The sequence below is a fragment of the Streptomyces sp. AK08-02 genome, from assembly GCF_033795085.1.
Taxonomy (GTDB): domain Bacteria; phylum Actinomycetota; class Actinomycetes; order Streptomycetales; family Streptomycetaceae; genus Streptomyces; species Streptomyces echiniscabiei.
Genome location: NZ_JARAZV010000023.1, coordinates 34,021 through 54,015, shown reverse-complemented (window position 1 = coordinate 54,015; position 19,995 = coordinate 34,021). Strand labels below are relative to the sequence as shown.

Genomic DNA, 19,995 nt, shown 5'->3' with positions numbered 1-19,995 from the left:
CCTCCCCACCAACGGAGTTCACGCATGCCCGAAATCGAAGGAAACGCCCCCACCGCCGACGAACCCTGGGAGTACGTCCTCCACATCCCCCACGACCTCCGCGCCGTCACCGTCTGCCGCCGCACCGTCCGCCTCATCCTCACCATGCACGGCCTGATCCGCCTCACCGACATCGCCGAACTCCTCGCGACAGAGCTGGTCAGCAACGCCGTACGCCACACCAAAGGCCCCGTCGCCCTACGCCTACGGATGCGTGACGGCTTCCTGCGCGTCGGAGCGTGGGACGCCGACCCCGAAGCTCCCACGCCTCCGCCCTCGCCAGAGGCGTTGATGCAGCTCACACACATGGAGGAGGGGCGTGGCCTGGCTCTGGTCAGTTCCTGTGCCGACCTCTGGGGCTGGCAGCCACTGAGCAGGGGTGGCGTCAAGGGCAAGTGCGTGTGGGGTGACCTCGCTGCGGCCTAGCGGGCCCGGCCGGGAATCGGGTGCCTCGTCGACGGTGAAGTTCTGGGCCCTGCGCCACTGCACAGGCTCGGGCTCGACGATCGCCCTGCGCAGCAACGAGTCAGGCACGGACAAGCTGTGGTTGGCAGGCTGTAAACGCCTGCACCACCGCGACGAACGAAAACCCGAGCGATTCCTTGCCCTCGTGGGCGTCGCTGCCATCCTCGTCGGCCACCGGCGGCTGCAGCCGGGCACGCGCAGCTACAGATCGACGCGCTGAGGGTGGGCATCTGCCCGTCCGAACGCCAGCACTTGCACGAGCACCTCCCGCATCCGCTCGATATCCTCGTCCGGCACGTCGAGTTCTGCCTCGATCTCGGGGTCTTCCAGCCCCAGATCGTCCAGCGCAGCGGGATCCAGTGACAGCGTGAGCCGTCTGCCCGACAGAGCGATCGCCCGGACGCAGCCATAGGCCGTTCCCTGGGCTTGCGTCACGACGCAGTGGCTGTCGAGTCCGAGCGACTTGTTCTGACGGGACGGCTCGCCGATGTTGCTCGTGAACAGGAGGAAGAATCCCTCGCCGGCCTCGTCCTCGGCGATGCCCGCCTGCATCACGTCGTTTTCGGGGTCGACCTCTGCCGCTACCACGCGAGCAGTGAATCTGAGCGTCATGATTGCTGTTTTAGCAGGACACCCGAGCGCGTCTGCGGGTGGGCCGACCACCATCACAAACGATGTCGTAGGGCCGGATTCCGCCCCGTCCGATCCCGCACATTTCTCGAACTCCCTTGCGAAATATGCCAGTTGCGATCACGCTTCTGCATATCGACGGGGGTCGGGGGTGGGAGCAGGAAGCGGAGGCTGGGGCGGGTATGGGTGCCACGGAGAGGGTCGCTGAGGCGGCTGGGGAAGCGGTGGGCGGGGTTGCGGCGGTGGTGCGGGGCGATGCGGCTCTGCTGGAGGACGATCTGGCCGAGTTTCTCGGTTCGCTGACGGCTCCGGCGGGAGTCGCCGCGCAGTCCGTGTACGAGGGTGCTCTGCGGCGCTCCCTCTACGAACCCGTCGCCGACGCCGTCGGGTCGAAGGTGGGCCAGGAGGCGCTGGCCCCGACCGCCGGGGCGCCCGGCGGCAACCGGGCCCCGCTGCGGCCGTCGATGGTCTACTGGGCCTACCGGAACTACCGGGGGTTCCCGCACGAAACCGGGAGCGAGGCGCTCTCGGCGGACATGGCCGTGGTCCGGCGGGCCGCAGTGGCCGTACGGGTCATGCTGAAGGCGTTCGTCGCGATCGACGACATCCAGGACGGCAGCGACGTCCGCTACGGCGAACCCGCGCTTCACGTCACCCATGGCGTGCCGCTCGCGCTCAACACCGGTTCCTGGCTGATCGCGGCCGTCCTGCGGCACGCGGCCGACCCCGCTGTCGTGGACAGTCTCGTGCGGGCCGTCGAGAACGGCTTCACCGGGCAGGCCGTCGACCTGTCCACGCGTACGGCCGAGACCCGCGCCGAGTTGCTGGCCGCGCCCCTCGAAGAGCGCGTGGCCTACTGGGAGTCGCTGGCCGCCCTCAAGACCGGCACGCTCTTCCGGATGCCGCTCGACTCGGCCCTCGCGGCCCTGCGTGTCGTCGACGACGAGCAGTACGTCCTGGACGCCGCCATGCGCCAACTCGGCCTGGCGAGCCAGCTGTTCAACGACCTGACCGACTTCGTGCCCGAGTTCGGCGGAGGCCGGATCCACGAGGACTACGACGGGCTCAGCAACCGGGTCTTCCTCGAACTGCTCGACCCGGACACCCCGGCCCTGACGGGGGAGCGGCTCAAGGCGTACGTCCTCGGCCATCCCGAACTGGAGTCCACCCTCCTCTCCCTCGCCGCTGAAGCTGTCCAACTGAAGCGTGACGCCAAGGAGAGCGTCTACCGCGTGTGCCGATCCGATCGCAGCGCCGCCTACTTCGACCTCACCATCGAACGCAAGGGCCACCTCATCGACCGTCTCCACGAGACCCTCCAGCAGCGGAGTGGTGCGTGACAGCCGCCACGGTCGTCGAGCGGCTGCGTAGGAGCACCCGTGACTGGCATGACGCCCTGGAAGCGACTCCCTTCGCCGCCGCGATGATCGACGGGACACTTCCCGTCGAGCGGTACGTCGGCCAACTCGCGGCCTATCGAGTGGTGTTGGGGGCCCTGGAAAGCGAACTCGCCGGTGTCACGGACTTCTCCGCCGACCGTCCCGTCTGGTCGCTCGACCTGGTCAAACTCCCCCTCGTCGAGCGCGACTTGGCCCACTTTGCGAACCTCGGCACCCTCCCCGGCCCCTGGGCCGCCGACAAGGCGGACGCCTTCGCCACCGACATCCGGCAGCGCGCCGCCGACTCCGACCTCGCCGCTCTCCTCGGGTACCTCTACGTCATGGAGGGCTCGACGCTCGGTGCCCTCTTCCTGCACCGGTACGTCACCGCCGCCTACCACCTGCCCGGCACGGACGGCGTCGCCTACTACACCAGCGGCGACCGCGACCGCTGGGCGCGCTTCACCGCCCGAATGAACCAGGCGTTCGCCGAACCCGAGGCCCAGGACGAGGTCGTCGCGGCCGCCCGGCAGGCCTACGGTCACGTGGCCGCGATCACCAACGCCCTGTCCGAAGGCCTCGTCCCGGCCGCCAGGTGAACGCCGATCCCCTGAGACGGAGCGAGCGGTGCCGACGGTGAACCCGGCGGCACCAGCTCGGATGGCTAGACCTCCCCGAACAGTTCCTCCGTGTCGGCGGCTGTGAGGGCCCGGTCGAACCAGGTGCCGAGTGTTTCCAGGTCGGTGCAGCCGGCGACGCGCTCGCGGGCCGCTTCGGGGACATCGACGCCACGGAGATCGAGGATGCGAAGGATGTCCTCCGCCCGTCCCTTGGCCCGCCCCTCGGCCTGGCCCTCGGCGAGACCTTCGGCTAGGCCCTTGAGGTGGGTCTCCTCGATGAAGGTGCCGCTGCCGGGAAAGCGGCTGACGAACGTCGCCATCAGGTTCCTCCAGGTTGCGCGGGTCCGGGGGTCACCCAGACCGATTTCGGTGTACTCGGCCCAGCCCTTCGCGACCTCGCCACCAGTGTTGGCGAGTGCCGTCGCCAGCGCGTCCAGTATCGCAGGGAGGGCTGGGTCCTTGGCATGGATGAGCGTGGACAGGACGGAGAGCGGGAGGTCCTGGGCCGCCTCGTCCGGGTCGGTGATCGCTGGGAGGTTGTCGGGGCCCAGGACCAGGGGCAAGACCGCGATGCTGGTGTGGGTGGGCAGGCCGATGCGGATGGGTTCCGAGGCCCAGGATGCCGTGGTCTTGTCCCGGCATGTGACGAGCAGGATCGGCGGGATCTTGTACTTGGCGTAGAGATGTGCCAGGTAATACGTCCAGCTGTTGAGCTTCGCCGGGTCCGGTTCGCTCTGCGACTCGATGGCGAGCAGGTAGCGCTCGCCATCCGCCGTCTCCATCCGTTGCAGGGTGTCCACGCGGCGTTCCAAGGGCCTGATCTCGGTGAGGGCGGTGTCCAGGTTCTCGATCGCTGTGGGTTCGGGGAAGGCGATGCCGGCCCTCGGGAGGGCCCGGGCGAACAGCCCGGGGTCCTCCCTGAAGATCTGGTGCATCGCCTCGTGCGCTGAGCTGACCATGTGACGGAAAGTAGTGTCATGGGTGCGCTGTGACACCTGAAACCGGATCTTGTTCAGCCGTTCGAGTGACTTTGCCGTCGGTATATGCCCATCGCGGTGGGTGTGCGCTCAGCTCGCCAGGCCCGCCCCCCTGCCCGACTACACGCCCACCCCCAGCCCCAACTCCCGCGCGATCAACATCCGTTGCACCTCGCTGGTGCCCTCTCCGATCTCCAGGATCTTCGAGTCGCGCCACATCCTCGCCACCGGGTACTCGTTCATGAAGCCGTAGCCGCCGTGGATCTGGGTCGCGTCGCGGGCGTTGTCCACCGCGATCGTGGACGAGTACAGCTTGGCCAGGGCGGCTTCCTTCTTGAAGGGTTCGCCCGTGACCAGGCGGGAGGCCGCGTCCCGCCAGGACAGGCGGGAGGTGTGGGCCTTCATCTCCATGTCCGCGATCTTGAACTGGATCGCCTGGTTCGCGCCGATCGGGCGCCCGAACGCCTCCCGTTCCTTGGCGTACTTCACCGACTCGTCCACGCAGCCCTGGGCCAGCCCGGTCGCCAGCGCCGCGATCGCGATGCGCCCCTCGTCGAGGATGCGCAGGAACTGGGCGTAGCCGCGCCCCTTCTCGCCGACCAGGTTCGCGGCCGGGACGCGTACGTCGGCGAAGGACAACTCCCTGGTGTCCGAGGCGTTCCAGCCGACCTTCGAGTACGGCGCCGCGACCGTGAAGCCCGGCGTGCCCGAGGGGACGAGGATCGCAGAGATGAGCGGCTTGCCGTCCGGCTTGCGGCCCGTCACCGCCGTCACCGTCACGAAGCCCGTGATGTCCGTACCCGAGTTGGTGATGAAGCACTTCGTACCGTTGATCACCCACTCGTCGGTGTCGGGGTCCAGTCGGGCCGTCGTCCGCGTCGCGCCCGCGTCCGAGCCGCCGTCCGGTTCCGTCAGGCCGAACGCGCCCAGGATCTCGCCGGCGCAGAGACGCGGAAGCCACTCACGCTTCTGCTCCTCCGTGCCGAAGAGGTGGATCGGCATCGCGCCCAGCGAGACCCCCGCCTCCAGGGTGATCGCCACCGACGAGTCGACCCGCGCCAGTTCCTCCAGCGCGATGCCCAGCGCCAGATAGTCGCCGCCCATCCCGCCGTACTCCTCGGGGAACGGCAGTCCGAACAGGCCCATCCTGCCCATCTCGCGGACGATCTCGTACGGGAACTCGTGCCGCTCGTAGAAGTCGCCGATCTTCGGGGCCACGACGTCGTGCGCGAACTGCTCGACGGTACGGCGGAGTTCTTCCAGTTCGGGGGAGAGCTTGTGGTCCATGGTCCTTCACTGCTCCTGGGAGAGGGCTCGTACGGTGCGGGACGGGCTCGGGCGGCCCAGCTGGTCGGCCATCCATGTGCTCGTGGCGACCAGCGCGGCGAGGTCGACCCCGGTCTCGATGCCGAGGCCCTGGAGCATCCACACCAGATCCTCGGTGGCCAGGTTGCCGGTCGCCGACCTGGCGAACGGGCAGCCGCCGAGACCGCCCGCGGAGGCGTCCACGGTGGTGACGCCGTGCTGGAGCGCGGCCAGGGTGTTGGCGAGCGCCTGGCCGTAGGTGTCGTGGAAGTGCACGCCGAGGACGTTCGTCGGCACGCCCTGTTCGTTCAGGGAGGCGAGCAGTTCCAGGACATGGCCGGGGGTGGCGACGCCGATCGTGTCGCCCAGGCTCAGCTCGTCGCAGCCCATGTCCCGCAGCGCCCGGCACACCCGTACGACCTGGTGCAGCGGGACCGCGCCCTCCCAGGGGTCGCCGAAGCACATCGACACGTACCCGCGTACGTGCGCGCCCTCGTCCTTCGCCCGCCGCACCACCGGCTCGAACACGGAGAGGGACTCGTCGAGCGTGCGGTTGAGGTTGGCCTTGGCGAAGGACTCGGTCGCGCTGGCGAACACGGCGATCTGCCGCGCACCGAGCGCCAGGGCACGGTCAAGCCCGCGTCCGTTCGGCACGAGCACCGGCAGCCGTACGGGGAGATCGCTGACCTGGGGGAACAGGTCCTCCGCGTCCGCCAGTTGGGGCACCCACTTCGGGTGGACGAAGCTGGTCGCCTCGATCGTCTTCAGGCCCGCGTCGGCCAGTCGGCGGATGAACTGCGCCTTCACCGCCGTCGGGACGGTCGCCTTCTCGTTCTGCAGCCCGTCCCGCGCGCCCACCTCGTGGATCCTGACCTGCGCGGGCAGATCCGGGGCCGGTACGACCATCGGCAGCGTCATTCCGGCGCCTCCTCGTGCGGTGTGATCACGGCAAGTACCTGGTCCATCGCGACCGTTGTCCCCGGGGTGACGTCCAGCTCGGCGACCGTGCCCGCGTGCGGGGCGGCGATGACGTGCTCCATCTTCATCGCCTCGACCACCAACAGGCTCTGACCGGCGGCCACTTCGTCCCCGACGGCCACCTTCACCACCGTCACCGTGCCGGGCATCGGGGCGGTCAGCGAGTCTGCTCCCGCGTGTGCGGCGCCGGTGAGCGAGGCCGCCACCGGGTCGTGGTCGCGCACCTGCCACGCGTCGCCGTCCCGGCCGAGCCAGTCGGCGGCGCGGTGGAAGGTGTGCCGGACGCCGTCCAGGACCACGGACACCTGGGCGTCGGTGACCGTGTGGGTGCCCCGGGGGACGTACTCCACGGGGTCCTGCACCCGCAGCCAGAAGGCCGGCGGCTTCGGTGTGCCCCCCAGCCGCCAACCGCTCGGCACGGAGAAGGGGTCCGTCCAGCCGCCCTCCGTCGCCTTCGGCCGCAGCGCCTCCTGACGTACGGCCGCCGCCGCTTCGTAGACCTCCTCCGGCACGCCGTCCGGGACGAGGGAGTCGACCTCGCGTTCCACCAGCCCCGTGTCCAGCTCGCCCGCCACGACCGCCGGATGGGCGAGAAGCCGGCGCAGGAAACCGGCGTTCGTCGGCACGCCCAGCGTGACCGTGTCCGCGAGGGCCGCCCGGAGTCTCCGGAGCGCCGTCGCGCGGTCGGGGCCGTACGCGATCACCTTGGAGAGCATCGGGTCGTACAGCGAACCGACCTCCGTGCCCTCGCTCAGCCCGGAGTCGGTGCGGACGCCGTCCCCGGAGGGTTCGCGCAGGGCGAGCACCGTGCCGCCGGACGGCAGGAAGCCGCGCGCACCCGCCCGTACGGAGACGGTCTCCGCGCAGATCCGGGCCTCCACGGCGTGTCCGGTCAGCCGTACGTCCTTCTGCGTGAAGCCGAGTGGCTCGCCCGCCGCCACCCGAAGCTGCCACTCGACCAGGTCGAGGCCGGTGACCAGTTCCGTCACCGGGTGTTCGACCTGGAGGCGGGTGTTCATCTCCATGAAGTAGTACGACGACGGGTCGCTGCCCGGGACGATGAACTCGACCGTGCCCGCGCCCTCGTACCCGCACGAGCGTGCCGCCTGGACCGCCGCCTCGCCCATCGCCGCCCGGGTCTCCTCGTCCAGGAGGACGGACGGCGCCTCCTCGATGAGCTTCTGGTGGCGCCGCTGGAGCGAGCACTCGCGCTCGCCCAGGTGTACGACGTTGCCGTGGGCGTCGGCCAGGACCTGGATCTCGATGTGCCGGGGCCGGTCCACCCACCGTTCGACGAGGAGCGTGTCGTCGCCGAAGGAGGCGCGGGCCTCGCGCCGTGCGGCGGAGATCTCCTCGGCCAGGTCGGCCGCGTCCCTGACCAGCCGCATGCCCTTGCCGCCGCCGCCCGCGCTCGGCTTGAGCAGCACGGGCATGCCGATCTCCCGTGCCGCGTCGGCCAGTTCGGCGTCCGTCAGGCCGCTGCCGCTCGACCCGGGGACCACCGGGACCCCGGCCGCCCGGACCGTCTCCTTGGCGCGGATCTTGTCGCTCATGAGGGCGATCGCGTCCGCCGGGGGACCGATGAACGCCAGCCCCGCCTCGGTGCACGCACGCGCGAAGGCGGCGTTCTCGGCGAGGAAGCCGTACCCGGGGTGCACCGCCTGCGCGCCGGTGCGGGCGGCGGCTTCGAGGAGGCGGGGGACGGACAGATAGCTCTCCGCCGCTGCCGCCGGCCCGATCCGTACCGCCGTGTCGGCCTCCCGGACGTGCCGGGCGTCCGCGTCGGCGTCGGAGTGGACGGCGACCGAGCGCACCCCGAGAGAGCGCAGCGTACGGATGACGCGTACGGCGATCTCGCCCCGGTTGGCCACAAGTACCGTGTCGAACATGGACGTTCCCCTCACATCCGGAAGACGCCGAACTGGGGGTCGCCCAGTGGCGCGTTGGCGCAGGCGGTGAGCGCGAGACCCAGGACCTGGCGGGTTTCGAGGGGGTCGATGACTCCGTCGTCCCAGAGGCGGGCGGTCGCGTAGTAGGCGTTGCCCTGGCGCTCGTACTGCGCGCGGATCGGGTCCTTGAAGGCGTCCTCGTCGGCCGCCGGCCAGGTCTCCCCCCGGGCCTCCAACTGGTCCCGCTTGACGGTCGCGAGGACGGACGCGGCCTGTTCGCCGCCCATGACCGAGATCTTGGCGCCGGGCCACATCCACAGGAAGCGCGGCGAGTACGCCCGGCCGCACATCGAGTAGTTGCCGGCCCCGTACGACCCGCCGACCACGACGGTCAGCTTGGGCACGCGTGTGCAGGCCACGGCTGTGACCATCTTGGCGCCGTGCTTGGCGATGCCACCCGCCTCGTAGTCCCGGCCCACCATGAAGCCGGAGATGTTCTGCAGGAACACCAGGGGGATGCCGCGCTGGTCGCACAGCTCGATGAAGTGGGCGCCCTTCTGGGCGGACTCGGAGAACAGGATGCCGTTGTTGGCGACGATCCCGACCGGGTGCCCGTGGATACGGGCGAAGCCGGTGACGAGGGTCTGCCCGAACTCGGCCTTGAACTCCGAGAAACCGGAACCGTCGACCAGGCGCGCGATGATCTCCCGTACGTCATAGGGGGTGCGGGAGTCGACGGGCACGGCGCCGTAGAGCCCGTGGGGGTCGACCTTGGGCTCGACGGCGGGCCGGACCTCCCAGGGCAGTGACCCGCGCGCGGGGAGGGTGGCGGCGATGTTCCGGACGATGCGCAGGGCGTGCGCGTCGTCCTCGGCGAGATGGTCGGTGACGCCCGACACGCGCGCGTGGACATCCCCTCCGCCCAGCTCCTCGGCGGTGACGACCTCACCTGTCGCGGCCTTCACCAGTGGGGGGCCGCCCAGGAAGATGGTCCCCTGGTTGCGGACGATGACGGCTTCGTCGCTCATGGCGGGGACGTAGGCACCGCCGGCGGTGCAGGATCCCAGCACGGCGGCGATCTGCGGAATGCCGGCGCCGGACATCCGCGCCTGGTTGAAGAAGATCCGCCCGAAGTGGTCACGGTCGGGGAAGACCTCGTCCTGCATGGGCAGGAAGGCGCCCCCGGAGTCCACGAGGTAGATACAGGGAAGCCGGTTGTCGAGGGCGACCTCCTGCGCGCGCAGATGCTTCTTGACGGTCATCGGGTAGTACGTGCCGCCCTTGACGGTGGCGTCGTTGGCGACGATCACGCACTCACGCCCGCTGACCCGGCCGATCCCGGCGATGACACCGGCGGCGGGCGCCTGACCCTCGTACATCCCGTCGGCGGCGAGGGGAGCGAGCTCCAGGAACGGCGACCCTGGGTCGAGGAGCCGGTCGACGCGCTCCCGGGGAAGCAGCTTCCCGCGCGCGGTGTGCCGGTCCCGGGCCTTCTCGCCCCCGCCCAGCCGGGCCGCGGCCAGCTTTCCGCGCAGTTCCTCGACCAGGGCGCGGTGGGCCGTCTCGTTGGCCCGCCAGGCCTCCGACGCGGGGTCCGCCGCGCTGTGGAGCTCCGGTGCCTCCTGCATCCTGCGGTCCCCTTACCCAGGTCACCCAGTGGTTGGCTGATGGTCGACAAGTTAATGAGCGTTAACCCAACCCCTTCAGGTTAACGACCGCTAACCTCCGTGTCTAGAATCATTCGCATGGCCACCAGAACCGACGCCCCGACCCGCCGCGAACAGATCCTCAAAGAGGCCGCGAGGCTCTTCGCCGAGCGCGGTTTCCACGGTGTGGGCGTGGACGAGATAGGGGCGGCCGTGGGCATCAGCGGCCCCGGCCTCTACCGCCACTTCCCGGGCAAGGACGCGATGCTCGCCGAGCTGCTGGTGGGCATCAGCGGCCAGCTCCTGACCGGCGGCAGGCGACGGGTCGCGGAGGCCGGCGGGGACCCCGATGCGCTCCTCGACTCCCTCATCGAGGGCCACATCGACTTCGCCCTCGACGACCGCCCCCTGATCACCCTCCACGACCGCGAACTGGACCGGCTGCGCGACAGCGACCGCAAGCTGGTGCGCCAGCTCCAGCGGCAGTACGTCGAACTGTGGGTGGAGGTGGTGTGCGAGGTGTACCCGGAACTGGCCGAACCGGCCGCCCGCTCGGCCGTCCACTCGGTCTTCGGCCTGCTGAACTCGACCCCCCATCTGGGTCGCCCCGGAGCACTCCCGGGCCGGGCCGTCACGGCCGATCTGCTGCACCGAATGGCGCGGGGCGCGTTCGCCGCGGCGGGGGAGTGATGAGCGTTACGGCGTAACTCCTCTGGACGGCGATTCGTACTCGCGGGTACGGTTGATCTGAGCAAGCGCTTAGCCGTCGGGAAGAGATCTGGAAGAGAGAGGTGCGGGCCGTGCGCCGTACTGTGTTCAACGAGGACCACGAGGCGTTCCGGGAGACCCTGCGCGCCTTCATCGAGGCCGAGGTCGTTCCCGTCTACGACGAGTGGTTCGCCGCCGGCCAGGCGCCGCGCGAGTTCTACTACAAGCTCGCCGAACTGGGTGTCTTCGGCATCCGCGTCGACGAGGAGTACGGCGGCGCCGGCATCGACTCGTACAAGTTCGAGGCCATCCTCTACGAAGAGACCGCGCGCGCGGGTGTGTCCTTCGGCGGCTCCGGTGTGCACGTGCTGCTCGGTCTGCCCTACGTCAAGCTCCTCGCCAACGACGAGCAGAAGAAGCGCTACCTGCCGAAGTTCGTCTCCGGTGAGGAGATGTGGGCGATCGCGATGACCGAGCCGGGCACCGGCTCCGACCTCGCGGGCATGAAGACCACCGCCAAGCTGAGCGAGGACGGCACGCACTACGTCCTCAACGGCTCCAAGACCTTCATCACCGGTGGTGTGCACGCCGACCAGATGATCGTCTGTGCCCGCACCGACTCGCCCAGCCCCGAGGACCGCCGCCACGGCATATCCCTCCTCGTGGTGGACACCAAGTCCGAGGGCTACTCCATCGGCCGCAAGCTGGACAAGCTCGGCCTGAAGACCTCCGACACCGCCGAGCTGGCGTTCGTCGACGTCAAGGTGCCCGTCGAGAACCTCCTCGGCGAGGAGAACAAGGGCTTCTACTACCTCGGCCACAACCTCGCCTCCGAGCGCTGGGGCATCGCCTACGGCGCGTACGCGCAGGCCAAGGCCGCTGTCCGGTTCGCCCAGCAGTACGTCCAGGAGCGCGTCGTCTTCGGCAAGCCGGTCGCGCACTTCCAGAACACCAAGTTCGAGCTGGCCGCCTGCAAGGCCGAGGTGGACGCCGCCGAGGCCGTCGCCGACCGCGCCACCGAGGCGCTGGACGCGGGCGAGCTGACCCCGGCCGAGGCCGCCAGCGCCAAGCTGTTCTGCACCGAGGTCGCGCACCGGGTGATCGACCGCTGCCTCCAGCTGCACGGCGGCTACGGCTTCATGAACGAGTACCCGATCGCCCGTCTGTACGCCGACAACCGCGTCAACCGGATCTACGGCGGCACCAGCGAGATCATGAAGTCGATCATCGCGAAGGACATGGGCCTGTAAGGACACGAGTCCGCAAGGCTTTCGCAATTACTGACCCGTAGAAATGACTTCATGAGTCAGGCACTTCAGTCTCTCCTCGATCTGCTCGACCTTGAGCAGATCGAGGAGAACATCTTCCGCGGCCGGTCCAGGCCCGCCATCGTCCCGCGCGTCTTCGGCGGGCAGGTGGCGGCCCAGGCACTCGTCGCCGCAGGGCGCACGGTCCCCCCGGACCGGCCCGCGCACTCGCTCCACTCGTACTTCCTGCGCCCCGGCGACCCCGGTGTGCCGATCGTCTACACCGTCGACCGCATCCGCGACGGCCGTTCCTTCACCACCCGCCGGGTCGTCGCGATCCAGCACGGGCAGCCGATCTTCCACCTCTCGGCGTCCTTCCAGGCGCACGAGGAGGGCCTCGACCACCAGGCCCCCATGCCCGCCGCCCCCGACCCGGCGACCCTCCCCACGGCCGAGGAACAGCTCCCCCGGTACGCCCATCTGCCGCCGGCGGTCGTCGAGAAGTTCCTGCAGTCCCGCGAGGCCGTCGACATCCGCTACGTCGACGACCCGCCCTACGGCAGGTTCGGCGAGCCCCGTGAACCGCGTTCACAGGTCTGGTTCCGTACGAACGGCAAGCTCGGTGGCTCGGTGGACGAACCACTGCTCCACGTCTGCCTCGCCACCTACGTCTCCGACTACACGCTGCTCGACTCGATCCTGCTCGCGCACGGACGCGGCGGCTGGGCGGTGAACGACGTCGTCGGCGCCTCCCTGGACCACGCGATGTGGTTCCACCGCCCGTTCCGCGCCGACGAATGGCTGCTGTACGACCAGGAGTCACCCTCCGCGTCCGGCGGCCGGGGCCTCGGCCAGGGCCGCATCTACACGCAGGACGGACAGCTGGCCATCACGGTCATCCAGGAGGGCGTGATCAGGGTCCCCCGACCCGCCTGACCTGCCGTTCTCTAGTCGCTCTACTCGCCGAGCAGCTCGGCCTCGTTGAGGAGGAACGCCGTCAGCGGGTCGTAGAAGCGCGGGCTCGTCACATGGTCGTCGAGCGGAACGGCCACCTGGACGGTGCCCTCCGCCTCGGCCAGGAACAGCGCCGGGTCGTTGCAGTCGGCGTACCCCACCGAGTCGATGCCGTGCTGCCCCGCGTACCCAGCCCAGCCGTGGTCGGCGACGACCAGGTCGGGCAGCGGGCGGCCCTCGCGCTCCAGTCCCGTCAGGATCGCGCGCATCGGCTCGCCGGAGTGCGTGTGCCACAGCGAGGCCCCGTGCTCCAGCACCGCCACGTCCGCGAACTGGAACACGTACCCCTCGTCCGTCGTCAGACCGTCCGGGATGACGACGATCTCGCAGCCGGCGGCCCGCAGCGCCTCGGCCGTGGCACGGTGCACATCGAGCAGGCCGCCCGGGTGGCCGGTCGCGAACAGCACCCGCTGCTGTCCGTCGGCCGCCTTGCGCAGCCGGGCCGCCAGCCGCTCCAGCCCGGCGATCGTCAGTTCGGGGTCGATGGTGTCCTGGCCGTACCGGTGTTCGGGATCGTCGTTCACGCCGACCCGCTCGGCCATCACCGCGAGCACGTCCTGCTCGTCGGTCCAGCGGTCACCCAGCTCCAGCCCGAGCCAGTAGTGCCGTTCGCCGTTCGCCAGCTTGCGGTAGTGGGAGAGGTTGTTCTCGCGAGGCGTGGCGACATCACCTGCGATGCGGGTTCTGACGAGGTGATCGACAAGCTCGGCGCGGCTGGGAATCCCGGGTATCGGCATGCCACCCATTGTGAGGCAGACGACACCGCGAGCACCCGGCGTCCCGGTCGCTGGGACGCAGGTCACGCGGCCTGACCACGGCGGACCGCCGCGGCCGCGGGCGCCCCCGGCACCCCGGCCGCGCACCGGCGCTCCGCGGCCACCATCTACGCTGGCGCGAGCGACTCGCCGGGCGCACCATCGAACTCATAACCGAACCCGTATCCATGGATCCGAATCCACATCCAAACGGGCCCCGAGGCGCAGGAAAGAAGGCGGAACAGCATGACCAGCAGTAACGAGACGTTCGAGACGCCCCGCGGCCCCGTCGACTCGTCGCGCGTGCCGAGGTACGCCGGTCCCGCGACCTTCGCGCGGCTGCCGCGCCTCGACGAGGTCGGCGGACGGGCGGATGTCGCCGTGGTCGGGGTGCCTTTCGACTCGGGCGTCTCGTACCGGCCGGGCGCACGCTTCGGCGGCAACGCGATCCGCGAGGCGTCGAGGCTGCTGCGGCCGTACAACCCGGCGCAGGACGCGTCCCCGTTCGCCCTCGCCCAGGTGGCGGACGCCGGGGACATCGCCGTCAACCCGTTCGACATCCACGAGGCGGTGGAGACGGTGGAGGCGGCGGCCGACGAACTCCTGGGCACGGGCGCGCGGTTGATGACCCTGGGCGGCGACCACACCATCGCGCTGCCCCTCCTCCGCTCGGTGGCGCGCAAGCACGGCCCGGTGGCGCTGCTCCACTTCGACGCCCACCTCGACACCTGGGACACCTACTTCGGCGCCGAGTACACGCACGGGACGCCGTTCCGCCGGGCCGTGGAGGAAGGCATCCTCGACACCTCCGCCCTCTCGCACGTCGGTACACGCGGGCCCCTCTACGGCAAGCAGGACCTCGACGACGACGCGAAGATGGGCTTCGGCATCGTGACCTCGGCGGACGTCATGCGGCGCGGTGTCGACGAGGTCACCGACCAGCTCCGGCAGCGCGTCGGCGACCGTCCGCTCTACATCTCGATCGACATCGACTGCCTCGACCCGGCCTTCGCCCCCGGCACGGGCACCCCCGAGGCGGGCGGAATGACGTCCCGGGAGCTGCTGGAGATCCTGCGGGGCCTGGCGTCCTGCAACCTGGTCTCCGCGGATGTCGTCGAAGTCGCCCCCGCGTACGATCACGCCGAGATCACGTCGGTCGCGGCGTCGCACACGGCGTACGAACTGACGACGATCATGTCTCGTCAGATCGCCGAGGCGAGGACTCAGGAGAAGGCTGCGAAGTGACCCACGACCACGACCTGGTGCTGAAGCCGACCGCGGCCCAGACGGAGGCCGCGCTGAACCCGCCGGGCGGCCGCACCGGCGGGGACCTGGTCGTGGAGACGCTGGCCGGCCTGGGCACGACGACGGTCTTCGGCCTGCCCGGCCAGCATGCCCTGGGCCTGTTCGACGCGCTGCGCCGCTCGGACCTCCGGTACGTCGGCCTACGGGTGGAGAACAACGCGGGGTTCGCGGCGGACGCGTACGGCAGGATGACGGGCGAGGCGGCGCCACTGCTGCTGTCGACCGGCCCGGGCGCGCTGACGTCACTGGCGGCGCTCCAGGAGGCCGCGGCGGCCTCGGCCCCTGTCCTGGCGATCAGCAGCCAGATCCCAACTGCCGGTCTGGGCGGCGGCAGACACGGCTACCTCCACGAACTCCCGGACCAGCAGGCGTCGTTCAGGGCTGTGGTCAAGTCGGTCCACACGGTCCGTACGCAGTCCCAGATCCCCTCGGCGATCGCCGACGCCTGGAAGTCGGCGCTCACGGCCCCGCACGGCCCGGTGTGGGTGGAGATCCCGCAGGACGTGCTGACGGCCGGGACACTGATCCCGGTGGTGACGGGGGGAGACGCCTTCCCCGAGGAGTTGGTGCCGCGCCCCGAACTGACGGCGCTGGCAGCCCACTTGCTCTCGAACGCCGAGCGCCCGGCGATCATCGCGGGCGGCGGGGTCGTACGGGCGGACGCGTCGGGCAAGCTGAGGGCGCTGGCGGAGCGTCTGCGGGCGCCGGTGGTGACGACGTACGGCGGCAAGGGCGCGTTTCCCTGGACGCACCCCCTCTCGCTCCAGTCCTGGATGGAGGACCGCCACATGACGGACTTCCTTGAGGACGCGGACGTGTTGCTGGTGGTGGGCTCGGGTCTGGGTGAACTCTCCTCCAACTACCACACGTTCGAACCGCGCGGCAGGATCGTCCAAGTCGAGGCGGACCTCGGCAAGTTGGAGTCCAACCACCCGGCACTGGGCATCCACGCGGACGCCCGACTGGCGCTTCAGGCGCTGCTGGAGACCGTGCCGACGACACGGGAGGACGAGCAGGCGGCGGAGCGGGTACGAGGGGTGCTGGACCGGGTGCGTACACGCCTGGACGAGCAGCAACTCACCCTGGAGCAGGGCCTGTTGGCGTCGATCCGGGCCGCCCTGCCGTCCCGCGCGCCCTCCTTCTGGGACATGACGATCCTGTCCTACTGGGCCTGGTCGGCCTTCGACCCGCGCGGCACCAACACCATGCACTCGGCCCAGGGCGCGGGCGGCCTCGGCTACGCCTTCCCGGCGGCCCTGGGAGCGGCGGTCGCCGACCCGACGTACCCGGTGCTGGCGGTCTCGGGCGACGGCGGCGCCCTGTACGGGATCGCGGAGCTGGCGACGGCCAGGCAGTACGACCTGAACGTCACCTGGCTGATCGTGGACGACGGCGGCTACGGCATCCTGCGCGAGTACATGACCGACGCGTTCGGCGAGACGACGGCCACGGAGTTGGCCCGCCCGGACTTCGTGGCACTGGCCGAGTCGTTCGGGGTCCCGGCGGTACCAACGACACCGGAGACACTGGAGACGGACCTCGCGAAGGCGCTGGGGGAGGCGGGACCTTCGGTGGTGGTGCTTCCGGCGGTGCTGCGGATGTTCGGGGCTACGCATTCGGGGTGACGGGTGATTGCTGTCCGGTGCTGGAAGCCAGGTCGGGGGCCCGTCGGACATCGCACGGCCGAGCACTGTCATCGCTTCGGAGTCCTCGCCGAAGGAGGAGGAGAACGACAGCGGGATGCGGCGAGCGAGGCGATCCAGAGCGCTGACGCGCTACCGAGGTGGAACGGTGTCGTAGTCGTGCCGGGCCTGTTCGACCTTGTCCAGGTTGCCGGCAGCCCATTCGGCGAGGTGTGCGAAGAGTGGGGCCAGGCTGCGGCCCAGCTCGCTGATTTCGTACTCGACCCGAGGGGGGACCTCCGGGTGGTACGTACGCACGACCATGCCGTCCCGTTCCAGCTGACGCAGCCGCTGGGTCAGTACCTTTGGTGTGATCGTGCCGATCCGCCGTTCCAGCGCGACGAATCGTTGGCGGCCATGCATGTTGAGAGTCCACAGGATCGGCGTGGTCCACCGGCTGAACACGATGTCCACGACCGCACTGGTCGGACAGGCGAGTTCCGGGTCGGTCCCAGCGGCTGCCACCCGGTCAGCATCGTCGGCCATGCGCACTCCTTGGGATAGTCACTTTCCTGTAGGTACCTACTATATCGACGGTGTTAGCGTCCCCGTGTCGCCCGGAGAGCAGCTCTCCGCGGCGGTCCCGCCCACTCGGGCGGCGACAACCATGCTGAATTGACACGGGAGTTGTTCATGTTCGTAGTGACGGGTGCGACCGGTAACGTCGGCCGATCGCTCGTGCGGGTGCTCGCGGCAGCCGGTGCGCCGGTGACCGCGACATCCCGGGGGATCTCGGACGCGGACGTGCCGGAGAATGTCCAGTACACGAGGGCGGACCTGGTCGATCCTGAGAGCCTTCGGCCCGTTTTCGACGGGGCCGATGCGCTGTTCCTTCAAAGCGGCGGCCCCAGCGCGCATCTGTTGAGCCCACAGGACATCCTCGGCGTTGCCAAGGCCGGCGGCGTCGGGCGGGTCGTTCTGCTGTCCTCCCAGGGAGTCGCGACCCGACCGCATTCGGCCTCTCACGGGGACCTGGGACGGTCCATCGAGGACGCCGTCCGGCAGTCAGGCATGGACTGGACGATCCTGCGGCCTGGAGGCTTCAACTCCAACGCGTACGCCTGGGCCGAGTCGGTGCGCGCCCGAAGGACCGCCGGCGCGCCGTTCGCCGACATCGGCCTGCCGACCGTCGATCCGGACGACATCGCCGAGGTCGCCGCCGCAGCTCTGCGGGAGGACGGCCACGCCGGACAGATATACGAGTTGACCGGGCCCGCTCTCAGCACGCCCCGCCAGCGGGCCGCGGCGATTGCCGACGCACTCGGCGAACCCGTCGGGTTCATCGAGCAGACCCGCGACGAGGCCCACGCGCAGATGCTGCGGTTCATGCCCGAGCCCGTGGTCGAGGCCACCCTGTCCATCCTGGGTGAGCCCACCCCCGCCGAGCAGCGCATCAGCCCCGACGTCGAGCGGCTCCTCGGCCGCGCGCCCCGCACCTTCGCCGACTGGGCCCAGCGCCACATCGGCGCCTTCCGATAGGTCCTGCGTCTCCGGCCAAGGCGTTCCTGGACAATCCATCACGACGCACTGCCGACCGACCCCGGACGGTTCCCGCACCTTGTGGGCACGCCTGCTCGACGTCTCTCGCGCCCTGACGCAACGCTCGTACGAGACCGCCGGCGAGCTGCGGTTCACCGTCGACGGCGACCGGATGTGCCCCGCGAACAACCGGACATGGTGCCTCCGGGCGGACGGCGACTCGGCGACGTGTGTTCCGACCGAGCGGACGGCAGACCTGACCATCACCGTCCCGGCGCTCAGTTCGCTCTGCTTCGGTGGCATGTCCGCACACGACCTGGCCTACGCCGGCCACATCACCCCGCACGCCGAAGGGGCGATCGGGCAACTGACTCGGATGTTCCGGAGCGATCCCGAACCGCACAACTCCTTCCGCTTCTGACAAGCGGGACGGGGACAGGGCGAGGACAGGGACAGGGACAGGGGCGTACGAGCCGGTCCACTGGCCCCTGGAGGTGGCCGGGTCGGATCGTCAAGATCAATGCAAGCCCTTTCTCCGGGCGGCTCCGGTGGTGGGCGGAGTGTGCCGGATGAATATGGCTCCGGCGCGCGGAAGTTGGCCGTGTGTCACCGGCGCGGTCTGAGCTGCGGGAATGGCGTCGAGTGAGCGTACCGGCCGACCGGTTTGACCTGTTCGGTGCTCACGCTCCGCAGATTGGCCCATTACCGACAGTGCGCGCCCGACCTCGGGCGTCCCATACTGGGGCGGCGCGACAACAGGGGGCTCTTGTCGCGTGCCGAACCGCAACGCAACGCAGGAAACGCGGCGCCACTGACCAGGCGCCGCCGAGGTCCACGCGGCCATCGCGTTCACTCACGCCACCTTGTGGCCGACGTGTGCCCACGATGCCCTGGGAGGGGAAACAGTATGACGAATTCACGCCTGAGAGCGCTCTCCGGTGTCCTTGCCGCCGGCGCGCTCATCGCCGGTCTGGCCGGTTCGACGGCACAGGCAGCGGAGAGCACCACTACCGCCGCCGTGGCGGAGATCGGCATCCGGTTCAACCCGGACGGCGATGCCGGGCAGTGCGGGGGACTGGCGGGGGAACAGTGGGGCCGCAACCCGGACTTCACCCGGGCGATCCGGTTCGACACTGACAACCGCTCGGGCGGCTGCCAGCTGTCCTTCGGCATCTTCGACCCGGACAACACGCTCTCGGGCGCGTCCGTCTCCTACGCCTTCCGGGCCACTGCCGGTGGCGACGCGGGACAGTGCGGAAACCCGGGCACCTTCCAGATGCCGATCCAGCGGTTCAAGACCTTCGGGTCCCAGGTCCGGGTCGACACCGACGGCAGGCCGGGCGGCTGCAATCTCACCTTCGCCGTCTCGGGCCGCTCCGACGTCATCCTGCAGGTGCGGTACTTCGCGGACGGCGACGGCGGCCAGTGCGTGAACTCCCTTCCCTCGGACCAGAACCACACGGCGTTCGCGGGTAGCCCGGTGACCATCGGCATAGACACCGACGGGCGCTCCGGCGGCTGCCAGATGCAGCTGCGGCTCCAGAAGGTATAGGTCCAGCGTGTCCTGATCACAGCACAAGCCGCGGCCGGAACGTGACGGAGCCCGGGAGCATGTCCAGCTCCCGGGCTCCAGCTTGCCACCCATTTGCGCACACCGACGGCGTTTAAGAACCGCGGGTCATATTGAGATCGACGTGTTCTGCCTTTGAACTACAGCGCCACGAGAGAGGCGCCGGGGGGACTTGAACCCCCATCCGTCGATGTTCGCCCACGTTCGGTCGATCCGGTGTTCGGCGGCGAATACTGAGACTGGAGCGAGAATCTGAGTTTCACGGGGCCGCCTCTGCCAGGCTTGGGCCACCCCCGCACGTGGTGCG

The 19,995-nt window shown here is 69.8% G+C and carries 20 protein-coding genes; 12 read left to right on the top strand and 8 right to left on the bottom strand.

The genetic code is table 11. The annotated features are described in order from the left end of the window. The first annotated feature begins 24 nt into the window (after positions 1-24). Both PV734_RS38635 and PV734_RS38630 read left to right on the top strand, forming a co-directional pair. On the top strand, positions 25-465 hold the full coding sequence (locus PV734_RS38635; RefSeq protein WP_319090210.1) for an ATP-binding protein: 441 nt from the start codon (positions 25-27) through the stop codon (positions 463-465). Between the two features lie 34 nt (positions 466-499). Next, complete coding sequence (locus PV734_RS38630; RefSeq protein ID WP_319090720.1) at positions 500-724, top strand: hypothetical protein; 225 nt, start codon at positions 500-502, stop codon at positions 722-724. On the opposite strand, the gene PV734_RS38625 is transcribed toward PV734_RS38630, so the two are convergent. Then, positions 706-1,116 carry an Imm10 family immunity protein gene (locus tag PV734_RS38625; protein ID WP_319090209.1) on the bottom strand — a complete coding sequence of 137 codons (411 nt, stop codon included), beginning with the start codon at positions 1,114-1,116 and terminating at the stop codon, positions 706-708. The two genes, PV734_RS38630 and PV734_RS38625, sit on opposite strands and share 19 nt — an antisense overlap. Positions 1,117-1,316: 200 nt before the next feature. Between PV734_RS38625 and PV734_RS38620 the strand changes: the two genes are divergently transcribed. Continuing rightward, positions 1,317-2,474, top strand: coding sequence for a polyprenyl synthetase family protein (locus PV734_RS38620; protein WP_319090208.1), 1,158 nt, complete (start codon positions 1,317-1,319; stop codon positions 2,472-2,474). After that, positions 2,471-3,112 carry a biliverdin-producing heme oxygenase gene (locus tag PV734_RS38615; protein ID WP_319294092.1) on the top strand — a complete coding sequence of 214 codons (642 nt, stop codon included), beginning with the start codon at positions 2,471-2,473 and terminating at the stop codon, positions 3,110-3,112. Before PV734_RS38620 ends, PV734_RS38615 begins: the two co-directional genes overlap by 4 nt. Positions 3,113-3,177: 65 nt before the next feature. On the opposite strand, the gene PV734_RS38610 is transcribed toward PV734_RS38615, so the two are convergent. The 5 genes from PV734_RS38610 to PV734_RS38590 all read right to left on the bottom strand — a co-directional run bounded on the left by PV734_RS38610 (position 3,178) and on the right by PV734_RS38590 (position 9,910). Continuing rightward, entirely contained in the window at positions 3,178-4,092 is a 915-nt protein-coding gene (locus PV734_RS38610) for a hypothetical protein (RefSeq protein WP_319294090.1), read from the bottom strand. Positions 4,093-4,230: 138 nt separating this feature from the next. Continuing rightward, positions 4,231-5,397, bottom strand: coding sequence for an acyl-CoA dehydrogenase family protein (locus tag PV734_RS38605; RefSeq protein WP_319294088.1), 1,167 nt, complete (start codon positions 5,395-5,397; stop codon positions 4,231-4,233). 6 nt (positions 5,398-5,403) lie between these two features. Next, positions 5,404-6,333, bottom strand: coding sequence for a hydroxymethylglutaryl-CoA lyase (locus PV734_RS38600; RefSeq protein ID WP_319294086.1), 930 nt, complete (start codon positions 6,331-6,333; stop codon positions 5,404-5,406). After that, the gene (locus PV734_RS38595; RefSeq protein WP_319294084.1) at positions 6,330-8,282 is read right to left on the bottom strand and encodes an acetyl/propionyl/methylcrotonyl-CoA carboxylase subunit alpha; all 1,953 of its coding nucleotides are present in this window, start codon (positions 8,280-8,282) and stop codon (positions 6,330-6,332) included. The genes PV734_RS38600 and PV734_RS38595 overlap by 4 nt, the downstream gene beginning before the upstream one ends. A gap of 11 nt (positions 8,283-8,293) precedes the next feature. Continuing rightward, positions 8,294-9,910: a carboxyl transferase domain-containing protein gene (locus PV734_RS38590; RefSeq protein WP_319294082.1), complete on the bottom strand. Its 1,617-nt coding sequence runs from the start codon at positions 9,908-9,910 to the stop codon at positions 8,294-8,296. Between the two features lie 117 nt (positions 9,911-10,027). Here PV734_RS38590 and PV734_RS38585 point away from each other — a divergent pair, with 117 nt between their 5' ends. The 3 genes from PV734_RS38585 to tesB all read left to right on the top strand — a co-directional run bounded on the left by PV734_RS38585 (position 10,028) and on the right by tesB (position 12,819). Beyond that, positions 10,028-10,618, top strand: a complete 591-nt coding sequence (locus PV734_RS38585) for a TetR/AcrR family transcriptional regulator (RefSeq protein ID WP_319090201.1) — start codon at positions 10,028-10,030, stop codon at positions 10,616-10,618. Between the two features lie 110 nt (positions 10,619-10,728). Next, positions 10,729-11,886 carry an acyl-CoA dehydrogenase family protein gene (locus PV734_RS38580; RefSeq protein WP_319090200.1) on the top strand — a complete coding sequence of 386 codons (1,158 nt, stop codon included), beginning with the start codon at positions 10,729-10,731 and terminating at the stop codon, positions 11,884-11,886. 51 nt (positions 11,887-11,937) lie between these two features. After that, complete coding sequence (gene tesB / locus PV734_RS38575; RefSeq protein ID WP_319090199.1) at positions 11,938-12,819, top strand: acyl-CoA thioesterase II; 882 nt, start codon at positions 11,938-11,940, stop codon at positions 12,817-12,819. A gap of 20 nt (positions 12,820-12,839) precedes the next feature. On the opposite strand, the gene PV734_RS38570 is transcribed toward tesB, so the two are convergent. Then, positions 12,840-13,634: a phosphatase gene (locus PV734_RS38570; protein WP_319090198.1), complete on the bottom strand. Its 795-nt coding sequence runs from the start codon at positions 13,632-13,634 to the stop codon at positions 12,840-12,842. A gap of 264 nt (positions 13,635-13,898) precedes the next feature. On the opposite strand from PV734_RS38570, the gene speB reads away from it, so the two are divergent. Together speB and PV734_RS38560 are read left to right on the top strand one after the other, a co-directional pair. Then, positions 13,899-14,897, top strand: a complete 999-nt coding sequence (gene speB / locus PV734_RS38565; protein WP_319294079.1) for an agmatinase — start codon at positions 13,899-13,901, stop codon at positions 14,895-14,897. Further along, positions 14,894-16,582, top strand: a complete 1,689-nt coding sequence (locus PV734_RS38560) for a thiamine pyrophosphate-binding protein (protein WP_319294077.1) — start codon at positions 14,894-14,896, stop codon at positions 16,580-16,582. The genes speB and PV734_RS38560 overlap by 4 nt, the downstream gene beginning before the upstream one ends. A 150-nt stretch (positions 16,583-16,732) precedes the next feature. Here PV734_RS38560 and PV734_RS38555 read toward each other — a convergent pair whose 3' ends face one another. Further along, positions 16,733-17,125: a helix-turn-helix domain-containing protein gene (locus PV734_RS38555; protein WP_319090195.1), complete on the bottom strand. Its 393-nt coding sequence runs from the start codon at positions 17,123-17,125 to the stop codon at positions 16,733-16,735. Between the two features lie 147 nt (positions 17,126-17,272). Between PV734_RS38555 and PV734_RS38550 the strand changes: the two genes are divergently transcribed. From PV734_RS38550 to PV734_RS38540, 3 genes are all read left to right on the top strand, one after another. After that, positions 17,273-18,118, top strand: coding sequence for an NAD(P)H-binding protein (locus PV734_RS38550; protein ID WP_319090194.1), 846 nt, complete (start codon positions 17,273-17,275; stop codon positions 18,116-18,118). 79 nt (positions 18,119-18,197) lie between these two features. Continuing rightward, positions 18,198-18,539 (top strand): sterol carrier protein domain-containing protein, encoded by a 342-nt coding sequence (locus PV734_RS38545; RefSeq protein WP_319090193.1) that lies wholly within the window; start codon positions 18,198-18,200, stop codon positions 18,537-18,539. A 486-nt stretch (positions 18,540-19,025) separates the two neighbouring features. After that, positions 19,026-19,670 carry a hypothetical protein gene (locus tag PV734_RS38540; RefSeq protein ID WP_319294076.1) on the top strand — a complete coding sequence of 215 codons (645 nt, stop codon included), beginning with the start codon at positions 19,026-19,028 and terminating at the stop codon, positions 19,668-19,670. Positions 19,671-19,995 lie beyond the last annotated feature (325 nt).

What these genes read in the sequence shown, in the direction of transcription:
- PV734_RS38600 (WP_319294086.1), bottom strand. Translation starts at nt 6,333, where the DNA reads ATGACGCTGCCGATGGTCGTACCGGCCCCGGATCTGCCCGCGCAGGTC.
- PV734_RS38570 (WP_319090198.1), bottom strand. Translation starts at nt 13,634, where the DNA reads ATGCCGATACCCGGGATTCCCAGCCGCGCCGAGCTTGTCGATCACCTC.
- speB (WP_319294079.1), top strand. Translation starts at nt 13,899, where the DNA reads ATGACCAGCAGTAACGAGACGTTCGAGACGCCCCGCGGCCCCGTCGAC.
- PV734_RS38540 (WP_319294076.1), top strand. Translation starts at nt 19,026, where the DNA reads ATGACGAATTCACGCCTGAGAGCGCTCTCCGGTGTCCTTGCCGCCGGC.
- PV734_RS38610 (WP_319294090.1), bottom strand. Translation starts at nt 4,092, where the DNA reads ATGGTCAGCTCAGCGCACGAGGCGATGCACCAGATCTTCAGGGAGGAC.
- PV734_RS38595 (WP_319294084.1), bottom strand. Translation starts at nt 8,282, where the DNA reads ATGTTCGACACGGTACTTGTGGCCAACCGGGGCGAGATCGCCGTACGC.
- PV734_RS38605 (WP_319294088.1), bottom strand. Translation starts at nt 5,397, where the DNA reads ATGGACCACAAGCTCTCCCCCGAACTGGAAGAACTCCGCCGTACCGTC.
- PV734_RS38550 (WP_319090194.1), top strand. Translation starts at nt 17,273, where the DNA reads ATGTTCGTAGTGACGGGTGCGACCGGTAACGTCGGCCGATCGCTCGTG.
- PV734_RS38585 (WP_319090201.1), top strand. Translation starts at nt 10,028, where the DNA reads ATGGCCACCAGAACCGACGCCCCGACCCGCCGCGAACAGATCCTCAAA.
- PV734_RS38625 (WP_319090209.1), bottom strand. Translation starts at nt 1,116, where the DNA reads ATGACGCTCAGATTCACTGCTCGCGTGGTAGCGGCAGAGGTCGACCCC.
- PV734_RS38635 (WP_319090210.1), top strand. Translation starts at nt 25, where the DNA reads ATGCCCGAAATCGAAGGAAACGCCCCCACCGCCGACGAACCCTGGGAG.
- PV734_RS38590 (WP_319294082.1), bottom strand. Translation starts at nt 9,910, where the DNA reads ATGCAGGAGGCACCGGAGCTCCACAGCGCGGCGGACCCCGCGTCGGAG.
- tesB (WP_319090199.1), top strand. Translation starts at nt 11,938, where the DNA reads ATGAGTCAGGCACTTCAGTCTCTCCTCGATCTGCTCGACCTTGAGCAG.
- PV734_RS38555 (WP_319090195.1), bottom strand. Translation starts at nt 17,125, where the DNA reads ATGGCCGACGATGCTGACCGGGTGGCAGCCGCTGGGACCGACCCGGAA.
- PV734_RS38620 (WP_319090208.1), top strand. Translation starts at nt 1,317, where the DNA reads ATGGGTGCCACGGAGAGGGTCGCTGAGGCGGCTGGGGAAGCGGTGGGC.